General features: G+C 77.0%; 3 protein-coding genes. All 3 read right to left on the reverse strand.

Features of this window, described 5'->3' with window-relative positions:
• The coding region (locus tag ACFU6K_RS16245; protein ID WP_380663567.1) for an SDR family NAD(P)-dependent oxidoreductase at positions 1 to 9,909 on the reverse strand (9,909 nt) is incomplete at its 3' end.
• 314 nt (positions 9,910 to 10,223) lie between these two features.
• A complete protein-coding gene (locus ACFU6K_RS16250) occupies positions 10,224 to 10,505 on the reverse strand; it encodes a hypothetical protein (RefSeq protein WP_380663569.1) in 282 nt (93 codons plus the stop codon).
• Between the two features lie 163 nt (positions 10,506 to 10,668).
• Entirely contained in the window at positions 10,669 to 11,097 is a 429-nt protein-coding gene (locus ACFU6K_RS16255) for a hypothetical protein (RefSeq protein WP_380663570.1), read from the reverse strand.
• Positions 11,098 to 11,624: the final 527 nt, after the last annotated feature.

Below are 11,624 nucleotides of genomic sequence, written 5' to 3' on the forward strand. Positions count from 1 at the left end.
GCCGTCGGCGGCCAGGCCGCGCTGCTGGGAGAAGCCGACCAGGTCGCGCGGGGTGGGCATCACGGTGACGCCGCCGACCAGGGCGAGGTCGCACTCGCCGGCGCGCAGCGCCTGGGCGGCGGAGTGCAGGGCGACCAGCGAGGAGGAGCAGGCCGTGTCGACGGTGAACGCCGGGCCCTCCAGGCCGAGGAGGTAGGAGATCCGGCCGGACAGCACGCTGGTGGCGGTGCCGATCATGGCCTGGCCCTCCAGGCGGTGGTCGGCGTGGCCGGCGGCGCGGGCGGTGAGGTGGTCGTAGCCGGAGCCGAAGCCGCCGACGAACACGCCGGTACGGCTGCCGCGCAGGCCGGTGGGGTCGATGCCGCCGCGTTCCAGGGTCTCCCAGACGACCTCCAGCAGCAGGCGCTGCTGCGGGTCCATGGTGACCGCCTCGCGCGGGCTGACGCCGAAGAACCCGGCGTCGAACTCGGCGGCCTCGTGCAGGAACCCGCCCTCGCGGGCGTAGAAGGTGCCGGGCCGCTCGGCGGTGGGGTCGTAGAGGGCGGCGAGGTCCCAGCCCCGGTCGGTGGGCAGGCCGGTGATGGCGTCCTGTCCGGCGTCGAGCAGCTGCCACAGCTGGTCGGGGGTGTGGATGCCGCCGGGCAGGCGGCAGCCCATGGCGACGATCGCGATCGGGTCGGCGAGCGGGTCCGCGGCGGCGGCGCGCGGTGCGGCCGGCGCGGCGGCGTCCTGGCCGCCGCCGACCAGCCGGGTGCGCAGGTGCGCGGCGAGCACCTGCGGGTCCGGGTAGTCGTACAGCAGGGTGGCGGGCAGCGGCAGGCCGGCGGCGGTGCTGAGCCGGTTGCGCAGTTCGACCGAGGTGAGGGAGTCCAGGCCGAGTTCGCTGAAGGCGCGGCCGGGCTCGACGTCGGCGGCCGAGGCGTACCCCATCACGGTGGCGGCCTCGTCCCGGACCAGGTCGCAGAGCAGGCGGTCCTGCGCCTCGGCGGAGGTCAGCGCCGACAGCCGGACGGCCAGCGGGTGCTCCGTCTCGGCGGCGCGCGGCGCCGGGTCCGCGGCGTCGGCCGCGTCGGCGGCCCGGATCTCGGCCAGGTCGCGCATCAGCGGGGCGCGGCGCAGCTGTTCGGGGCCGCGGGCGGTGGCCATCGCGGCGAAGTCGACGGCCATCAGCGACAGCACGGCCAGCCGGGGGTCGGGGTCCTCGACGGCGGCGGCGAGGGCGCGGACGGCGTCCTCGGGCTCCATCAGGACCTCCCACTTGTTGCGGGCGAGCCGTCGACGGGCGCCTTCGCTGGCCTGGCCGACGCCGCCGCCCGCCCACGGGCCCCAGGCCAGCGAGGTGGCGGGCAGGCCGCGGGCGCGGCGCTGCTCGGCGAGGGCGTCCAGGTAGGCGTTGGCGGCGGCGTAGTTGCCCTGGCCGCCGTTGCCGAAGGTGGCGGAGATGGAGGAGCAGAGGACGAAGGCGTCGAGGTCCAGGTGGGCGGTCAGCTCGTCGAGGTGGGCGGCTCCGCCGGCCTTGCCGTCGAAGGTGCGGGCCAGGCGGGCGGCGTCCAGGCGGTCCAGGACGCCGTCGTCCAGGGCGCCGGCCGCGTGCAGCACGGTGGACAGGGCCGGTCCGGTGGCGGCGACGCGGTCGAGCACGGCGGCGAGCGCGGGGCGTTCGGCGGTGTCGCAGGCGAGGACGTCCACGGCGGCGCCGGCGGCGGCGAGTTCGGCGGCGAGCGCGGCGGTGCCGGCGGCGGCGGGGCCGGAGCGGCTGGTGAGGACGAGGCGGCGGGCGCCGCGCTCGCGGGCGAGCCAGCGGGCGGCGTGGCCGCCGATGTGGCCGGTGCCGCCGGTGACGAGGACGGTGCCACGGGGGGTGAGCGGCCGCCGGTCGGCGGGACGCGGCGGCCTGGGGGCGTGGGCGAGGCGGCGGGGCCGCAGGCCGTCGGCGCGCAGCGCGACCTCGTTCTCGTCGCGGGCGGCGAGGACGGCGGTCAGGCGGGCGGCGGCCCGCTCGTCCCACTGCCCGGGCAGGTCGACCAACCCGCCCCAGCGGTCGGGGTGTTCGGCGGCGACGGTGCGGCCCAGGGCCCAGACGGGGGCCTGCTGCGGGTCGGCGGCGCCGGTGCCGGGGTCGGTGGTGACGGCGCCGGCGGTCAGCAGCCACAGCGGGGCGGGGACGGCGGCGTCGCCGAGGGCCTGGACCAGGGCCAGGGTGGCGGCGAGGCCGCGGGCCACGGCGGGGTGGGCGGCGAGCGGGGCGGTGTCGAGGGCGAGCAGGGAGAGCACGCCGGCGGGCCGGGCGCCGTCCAGTGCGGCGGTGAGCCGGCGCGCGTAGTCGGCGCGGTCGGCCTCGGCGGTGTCCAGCTCGACGGTGACGGTCCGGGCGCCGCGCTCGGCGAGCGCCGCGGCGCAGGGGTGGACGGGGTGTCCGGCGGGGGTGAGCACCAGCCAGGTGCCGGTGAGCAGCGCGGGGGCGGGCTCGGGGGCGTGGGCCCACTCGGCCAGGAAGCGCCAGTCGTCGGTGGGGTCGGCGGCCGGGCCGTGGGCGGCGGGGGCGGCCGGGCGGGCCGGCGGCCAGAAGCGGCGGTGCTGGAAGGCGTAGGTCGGCAGTTCGACGCGCCGCGCGGCGTCCCGGACGTCGGCGGGGGCGGGCAGCACGGCGGTCCAGTCGACGGGCAGGCCGTGGACGTAGGCGGTGCCGATCGAGCGCAGCAGCCGGTCGGCGCCGTCGTCGTCGCGGCGCAGCGTGTCGATCACCAGCGGGTCGGGCAGGTCGGTGCGGGCGGCCAGCGTCTCCTGGACGGCGGGCAGCAGCACCGGGTGGGCGGAGACCTCGACGAAGGTCCGGTGGCCGGTGGCGGCGAGGGCTTCGACGGCCTCGGCGAAGCGGACGGTCTGCCGGACGTTGGCGTACCAGTACCGCGGCCCCAGCTCCTCGCCGTCCACGATCCGTCCGTGGACGGTGGAGAACAGCGGGACGGCGGCGGGGCGCGGCCGGAGGCCGGCCAGCAGCCGCGGCAGGGTCTCCTCCAGCGGCTCGCACAGCCGGGAGTGCGCCACGAAGTCGGTGACGGGCACGCGCCAGCGCATCGCCTTGCGCTTGCGCAGCACGCGTTCGAACTCGACGAGCGCGTCCGGTTCGCCGGAGACGACGGTCGCGGCGGGGGCGTTGACGGCCGCGACGGCGAGCCGGTCGCCGAAGGGTTTCAGGAGTTCGCGCACCAGCTCGACGGGCAGCACCACCGAGAGCATGCCGCCCTCGACGCCGAGGCCGGTCAGCGCGGCGGCGCGGACGGCGACGACCTTGGCGGCGTCCTCCAGGGTGAGCGCGCCGGCGACGGTGGCGGCGGCGATCTCGCCCTGGGAGTGGCCGACGACCGCGTCGGGGACGACGCCGGCCGCCTCCCAGACGGCGGCCAGCGAGACCATCACGGCCCACAGCAGCGGCTGCATGACGGCGGCGCCGTCGGGCGCGGGAGCGTCGGGCTCGCCGGCCAGCACGGCCTGCGGGTCCCAGTCGACGTACGGGCGCAGGGCCCGCGCGCACTCGGCGAACCGGGCGGCGAACACCGGCGACTGCGCGGACAGCCGTCGGCCCATGCCCTCCCACTGGCTGCCCTGGCCGGGGAAGACGAACACCGTCCGGCCCTCGCGGGCGGCGCTCTCGCCGGTGAGGGCGTGTTCGGTGTCCTGGCCGGTCATCAGGGCGGCCAGGCCCCGGCCGAGTCCGGCGGGGTCGGAGCCGACGACCACGGCGCGGTGCTCGAAGGGGCTGCGGGTGGTGGCGAGCGCCCGGGCCACGGCGGCGGGCGGCGGGGTGTCGGCGGCGAGGGCGTACGCGTGCAGGCGGCCGGCCTGCGCGGCCAGGGCGTCCCGGCCGCGGGCGGTGACGGGCCAGGCGGTGACCTCCGTACCGGCGGCGAGCAGCGGCGGTCCGGCGGGGGCGGCCGGGTCGTCCTGCGGCGGGTCGGCGGGGGCGGGGAGGTGCTCGGGGGCCTGTTCGATGAGGACGTGCACGTTGGTGCCGCTCATGCCGAACGCGGAGACGCCGGCGCGGCGCGGCGCGTCCTGCGGGGTCGTCCAGGGCCGCTGTTCGGTCAGCAGCCGTACGGCGCCGGACTCCCAGTCGATCTCCCGGGACGGCTCGTCCGCGTGCAGGGTGCGCGGCAGTGTGCCGTGCCGCATGCCGAGGACCATCTTGACGAGGCCCGCGAGGCCGGCGGCGGTCTGGGTGTGGCCGATGTTGGACTTGGCGGAGCCGAGCCACAGCGGCCGGTCGGCGGGGCGGTCCCGGCCGTAGGTGGCGAGCAGGGCGTGGGCCTCGACGGGGTCGCCGAGGGGGGTGCCGGTGCCGTGCGCCTCGACCGCGTCGATCTGGTCGGGGGTCAGGCCCGAGGCCTCCAGGGCGGCGCGGATCACCCGCTGCTGGGAGAGTCCGCTGGGGGCGGTGAGGCCGTTGGAGGCGCCGTCCTGGTTGATCGCGGTGCCCCGTACGACGGCCAGCACGGGGTGGCCGAGGCGCCGCGCGTCGGAGAGCCGCTCGACGGCGATGGTCGCGGCGCCCTCGGACAGGCCCATGCCGTCGGCTCCGGCGGCGAAGGGCTTGCAGCGGCCGTCGGGGGCGAGGCCGCGCTGCCGGGAGAAGCCGACCAGCTGGCTGGGGGTGGACATCACCATCACGCCGCCGACCAGGGCGAGTTCGCACTCGCCCGCGCGCAGCGCCCGGCCGGCCAGGTGCAGGGCGACCAGGCCGGAGGAGCAGGCGGTGTCGATGGTGAGGGCGGGGCCCTCCAGGCCGAGGGCGTAGGCGACGCGGCCGGAGATGATGCTGCTGGAGTGGCCGGTGACGAGGTACCCCTCGGCGGCCGGGTCGCCGTCGGCCAGTCCGTCGCCGTAGCCGGTCAGGGTGGCGCCGGCGAAGACGCCGACGGGGGTGCCGCGCAGCGATTCGGGGGCGATGCCGGCGCGTTCCAGGGCTTCCCAGGAGGTCTCCAGCAGCAGGCGCTGCTGGGGGTCCATGGCGAGGGCCTCGCGCGGGTTGATGCCGAAGAAGGCGGCGTCGAAGTCGGGGGCGTCGTGCAGGAAGCCGCCGCGGTGGGTGACGGACTTGCCCTGGCGGGCGGGGTCGGGGTCGTAGAGGTCCGGGTCCCAGCCGCGGTCGGTGGGCAGGCCGCCGATCACGTCGGCGCCGGCGGCCAGCAGGCCCCAGTACTGGTCGGGGGTGGTGACGCCGCCGGGGAACCGGCAGCCGATGCCGACGATGGCGAGCGGCTCGTCGGGGTCGGCGGCGGCGCCGCCCCGGGCGGGCGCGGCGGCGTCGGTGCCGGTACCGGTGCCGGTACCGGTGCCGAGGGCCGTCGCGGCGAGGTGGGCGCCGAGCGCGGCCGGGGTGGGGTGGTCGAAGACGATCGTGGACGGCAGCCGCAGGCCGGTGGCCGTGGCCAGCGCCTTGCGCAGTTCGACGGCGGTCAGCGAGTCGAAGCCCAGGTCGCGGAAGGCGCGGTGGCCGGCGATGTCGCCCGCGTCGCGGTGGCCGAGGACGGCCGCCGCGTGGGAGCGGACCAGGTCGGTGGCCAGGCGGTCCCGTTCGGGGGTGCCGGCGGCGCCGGCCAGGGCGCGGGCGAAGTCGTTCCCGGTGGTGTCCGCGCCGTCGACGGCCGCGGTGGGCGCCCCGGTGGCGGCCGCGCCGCCGTCGAGGGCCCGGCGGGCGGCGGGGATGCGGTCCAGCAGGGCGCTGCGGCGGGCCGCGGTGAACACCGGCGCGAAGTCGTCCCAGGCCATGTCGGCGAGGGCCAGGTAGGGGCCGGTGGCGCCGGCTCCGTCGGCGAGGACGCGGCCGAGCACGTCCAGCGCGCGGTCGGGGTCCAGGAACCGGGTGCCCTGGCGGCGCAGGACGTCGCCGGTGATGGTGGCCGGCCCGTGCGGGCCGAAGGCGTCCGGTGCCGTCCAGTCGCGGGTGTCCCACACGCCCCAGCCGAGCGAGAGCGCGCCGGCGCCACGGGCCGCGCGCCGCTCGGCGAGCGCGTCGAGGTGGGCGTTGGCGGCGGCGTAGGCGCCGTGCTCGGCGCTGCCCCAGGCGGCGGCGATCGACGAGAAGAGGACGAACTCGTCGGCGTCGGCGACCAGTTCGTCGAGGTGGTCGGCGCCGGCCGCCTTGCCGGCCAGGGAGGCGGCCAGGCCCTCGGGGTCGGTGTCGTCGAGGCGGGTGAGGTGGAAGGCGTTGGCCGCGTGCAGCACGGTGGACAGTCGCGGGCCGGTGGCGGCGACGCGGTCGAGCAGGGCGGCGAGCGCGGAGCGGTCGGCGAGGTCGCAGGCGAGCACGTCGACGGCGGTGCCGGCCTCGGCGAGGGCGGCGGCGTGGGCCGCGAGCCGCGGGCCCGGCCCGGAGCGGGTGGGCAGCACGAGGCGCGCGGCGCCGCGGCCGGCCAGCCAGGCGGTCAGGTGTGGGCCGATGGAGCCGGTGGCGCCGGTGACGAGCACCGTGCCGCGCGGGGACCAGCCGCCGTCCGGGCCGACCGGGCCGGGGGCGGTGCGGGGCGCGTGGACCAGCCGCCGGGCGAAGGCCCCGGCGCGGCGCAGCGCCACCTGGTCCTCGGCGCCGTCGGCGAGGACGGCGGCCAGCCGGGCGGCGGCCCGCTCGTCCCACTGCTCGGGCAGGTCGACCAGTCCGCCCCAGCGGTCGGGGTGCTCCAGCGCGGCGACCCGGCCGAGCCCCCAGACCTGGGCCTGGACGGGGGCGGGCGGGGCGTCGTCGGCGGCGACCCGGACGGCGCCGCGGGTGAGCGCCCAGAGCGGGGCGTCGATCGCGGCGTCGCCGAGGGCCTGTACCAGGGCCAGGGTGGCGGCGGTGCCGTGCGGGACGGCGGGTGCGCCGGGCAGCGGCCGGGGGTCCAGCGCGAGCAGCGACAGCACGCCGGCCGGCCGCCCGGGCGCTCCGGGGAGGGCGGCGAGCGCGGCCGTGAGCTCGGCGGCGAGCGCCTCGCGCAGCACCGCGTCGGTGCGCAGCACGACGGCCTCGGCGCCGTGCGCGGTCAGCGCCTCGACGTGCCGGGCCGGGTCGGTGTCCTCGCGGGTGACGACCAGCCAGGTCCCGGTCAGGGCGGGGGCGGTGGGGCCGAGCGGCTCCCAGGCCGTGCGGTAGCGCCAGCCGTCCTCGGCGGTGGTGGCCGCCGCCCGCGGCACGGCCTCGACCCGGCGGGGCCAGTAGCGGCTGCGCTGGAAGGCGTAGGTGGGCAGGTCGGTCCGCTCGGCGCGCGGCAGGACGGCGGTCCAGTCCACGGGCGCGCCGTGCGCGTACGCCTCGCCGAGGGAGGCGAGCAGCCGCGCGGCCCCGCCGTCGTCGCGGCGCAGCGTGCCGACGACCACGGGGTCGCGGTCCGCCAGTTCCTCGCCGACGGCCATGGCCAGCACGGGGTGCGGGGACACCTCGACGAAGGTGTCGTACCCGTCGTCGCCGAGCGTGCGGACGGCGCGGGCGAACTCGACGGTCTCGCGCAGGCTGGCGTACCAGTAGGCGGGGTCGAGCTCCGGCCCGGCGAGCCGGCGCCCGTCCATCGCGGAGATCATCGGGATGCGGGCCGCGCGGGGCTCGATCCCCGCCAGGGCGGCGGTGATGCCCTCGCGCAGCTCCTCGACGTGGGCGCTGTGCGAGGCGTAGTCCACCGGCAGGACGCGGGTGCGCACGTCGGGGTGGAGCGCGGCCAGCTCGTGCAGCGCGTCCGGGTCGCCGGCGACCACCGTGGCGGACGGGCCGTTGACGGCCGCGACCGACAGGCGCTCCCCGAACGGCTCCAGCCAGCCGCGGACGGTGTCGGCCGCGCCGTCGACGGCCATCATGCCGCCGCGCCCGGCGAGGGCGGTCAGGGTCCGGCTGCGCAGGGCGACGACCTTGGCGGCGTCCGCCAGGGACAGGCTCCCCGCGACGACGGCGGCGGCGATCTCGCCCTGGGAGTGGCCCACCACCGCGTCGGGGACGACGCCCGCCGCCTCCCACACCGCGGCCAGCGAGACCATCACGGCCCACAGCGCGGGCTGGACGACGTCGGCGGCCTCGAAGCCGTGCCGGCCGGCCAGGACGTCGTCCAACCGCCAGTCCACGTACGGGGCGAGGGCCTCGGCGCACTCGGCCAGCCGGGCCGCGAACACCGGCGAGGCCTCGGCCAGCTCGCGGCCCATGCCGACCCACTGGCTGCCCTGGCCCGGCAGCACGAAGACCGTCCGGCCGGTGCCCTCGGCGCGGGTCTGCCCGGTCACGACGTCCGCGGCGGGCTCCCCGGCGGCGAGCGCGGCCAGGCCCCCGGCCGACTGCGGGTCCAGCAGCACGGCGCGGTGCTCGAAGGCGGTCCGGGTCGTGGCGAGCGACCAGGCCACCTCGGAGACCGTCGGCCCGGAGTGGGTGGCGAGGTGCGCGGAGAGCCTGCGGGCCTGCGCGGCCAGCGCCTGCGGGGTGCGCCCGGACAGCACCCAGGCGCTCGACCCGGGCAGGACGGCCGGGGCGGCGGGCCGCGCCGGCTCCGCGGCCGGGGCCTGCGGCTCGGGCGCGTCCTCCAGCACCAGGTGCGCGTTGGTGCCGCTGATGCCGAACGCCGAGACGGCCGCGCGCCGGGGGGTGTCGTCCGCGGGCCGGGGCCAGTCCACCGGCTGCTGCAGCAGCCGCATCCGGCCGGCCGTCCAGTCGACGTACTCCGAGGGCCGCTCGGAGTGCAGGGTGCGGGGCAGCACGCCGTGCCGCAGCGCCATCACCATCTTGATGACGCCGGCGACACCGGCCGCGGCCTGGGTGTGGCCGAGGTTGGACTTCACCGAGCCCAGCCACAGCGGCCGGTCGTCGGCGCGTCCCGCGGCCTGCCCGTAGGTCTCCAGCAGGGCCTGGGCCTCGATCGGGTCGCCCAGCCGGGTGCCCGTCCCGTGCGCCTCCACGGCGTCCACGTCGGCCGCCGTCAGCTGGGCGTTGTCCAGGGCGGCCCGGATGACGACGCGCTGCGAGCTGCCGTTGGGCGCGGTCAGCCCGTTGGAGGCGCCGTCCTGGTTGACCGCGCTGCCGCTGATCACCGCCAGGACGGGGTGCCCGTTGCGGCGCGCGTCCGACAGCCGCTCCAGGACGACCATGCCGGCGCCCTCGCCCCAGCCCGTGCCGTCGGCGTCCGCCGAGAAGGGCTTGCAGCGGCCGTCGGCGGCCAGGCCCTGCTGGCGGGAGAACTCGCGGAACAGCACCGGCGAGGACATCAGGGTCGCGCCGCCCGCCAGGGCCAGGTCGCACTCCTCGGCGCGCAGCGCCTGCACCGCCAGGTGCAGGGCGACCAGGGAGGAGGAGCAGGCGGTGTCCACCGTGACGGCGGGGCCGACCAGGCCGAGGGTGAAGGAGATCCGGCCGGAGAGCACGCTGTTGGCGGTGCCGGTCAGCAGGTGGCCGGTGGCCTCCGCGAAGTCCAGGCCGGCGTCGCTGCCGTAGGCCGCGGCGGAGGAGTAGACGCCCGTGAACACGCCGGTGCGGGAGCCGTGCAGGGTGGCCGGATCGATGCCGGCGCGCTCGACCGCCTCCCAGGAGGTCTCCAGCAGCAGCCGCTGCTGCGGGTCCATGGCGAGGGCCTCGCGCGGGCTGATCCCGAAGAAGGCGGCGTCGAACTCGGCCGCCTCGTACAGGAAGGCGCCCTCACGGGTGGTGGAGCCCGGCAGGTCGGGCGAGTCGTAGAGGCCCTCGGTGTCCCAGCCGCGGTCGGCGGGGAAGCCGGCGACCGCGTCGGCGCCGTCCGCGACCAGCCGCCACAGCGCCTCGGGGCTGTCGACGCCGCCGGCGTAGCGGCAGCCCATGCCGACGACGGCGACGGGCTCGTGCCTGAGCCGGTCCAGTTCCGTCCGGGTGCTGCGCAGTTTGGCCGTCACGACCTTGAGGTAGTCGCGAAGCTGCTGTTCGTCGGCCATGCCGGCCCTGCTCCCCCCGTAGTGAACTGCGAGTCGACGTGCTGCCCGCGCGCGTGCACGACGAGCGCGGCCCTGCCACTGGAGTACGTGTTCTGCACGGTGCTGCCACCGCACCGCTGCCGCCGGGCGGGCACGCGGAAGACCGCGGCCGACCGCTCCTCGCGGTGGCCGCGCTCCTTCCGGGCGCCCGGCGGTGCTGCGGTGCGGTTCCCGCGTGACTGCCGCGGGATCGCCGCCCGGCTCCCGCGCGGTTGCTGCTCGGCCTCCGCGCAGGAGTCGGTCTCAGTCCCCGCGGGGCGGGGACGTGCGTGCCGTCAGGAGACGGCCTCGGCCGCCTCGTTGACGGCCTCCTCGCCCTCGTCGCCCTCGGCCGCGGCCGGCTGGGCGGGCACGCTCAGGCCCGGGACGGACAGGTCCGGGACGGCCTTGACGGCCTCGAAGCCGGCCTCGATGGCCTCGGCGAGCGTGGCCGTGACCCCGTCCTCGAATTCGATCCGGGTGACCGGGACGTCGGCGTTCGTCGGGAGGGTGTCGTCGACGAACGCGATGTCGGCGCGGCTCGCCTCCTTCAGGGTGACCTTCTCCTGATCGTTCACTTCTCGGTTCAGGACAAGCGAGAATCGGTGCGTCATGATTGGCCGCTCCTCTGGTGGATGCGAGTTTATTCTTCAGGCATGGTGCAGGAATACTGCTGGCCGACTTCGACTTTATCGGCGCTTCAAGAAAGGCACAAGATCCGCCCGGAATTCCAGGTGCGGACTAGAAATCGATTCGCCCCGACGAGAAATCGGCCGGTCCGGCCGAAACCCCCGCGAAACCCGATCCCCCGGCCGGATCGGCGCCCTTCGGGGACACCCCCGACGGAATGGCGGCCCGCTTTACCGGGACGGGTTCCTCACCGCGCTCCAGCCGCCGCCGCACATCGAGCGCCGTCGCGGGCGACACCCCGGCCGTCCTGGCCAGCTGGCGCAGTGAGGCCTTCGGATTCTCCCCGAGGAGCTCCGCCACGCGCAGCCGCCCGGCCGCGCCGTCCAGCGGGCGGGACTTGCCGTCCCGGCCGATGCGGAACCCGGATTCCGCCACGGATTCCGACAAGCGCCGCAGCTCGGCAACGGTTCGCGCACCAAGGCCGGTCGACTCCGCGACCGCCCGGTCGGACAGCGATGGGTGGGCCTGGAGCATCCGCAACGCGGCCTCGGTACGAGCGGCCCGCTCCGCCGGCCGACCGCCCCCGGAGGCCGTTTCGCATGCTCCGACCGGACCTCCCGGACCCCGACCGCCAACCGCGCCGACCGGAGTCGGAGCGGTGCGCAGGCGCTCCCCCATGCTGAACTCCCCCTTCAGAACACGCCGACCCAAGTCCCCATCGGGCCGGGATAACACCGCCTGCGGAATCACCGGAAAATTGATTACCTCATTCGCGGGCGCCGGGAACGGGATTCGGAGCCGGATCCTTCCGCCCGTTCACCCGCCCGCTCCTCCGCAGCCGACCGGTGTTCAACTGCGGCAGACATCAGTTGAACACTCCGGATGGCCCCGTCGCTCTCACACCCCCCCGAGGGTTCGATCAAAATCGAAGCTTTCCGATGATCATAGGCGCGGGTGTCACGGAAACGCAACACTTTTCTGACCCACCAATTCACGCCATTCCCTGCACTCACATCCATCACAATGACCACACTGGTCACAGAAGTCACAGAAGCGGAATCCGACAT

It is taken from the genome of Kitasatospora sp. NPDC057512 (genome assembly GCF_042802135.1).
GTDB lineage: Bacteria > Actinomycetota > Actinomycetes > Streptomycetales > Streptomycetaceae > Kitasatospora.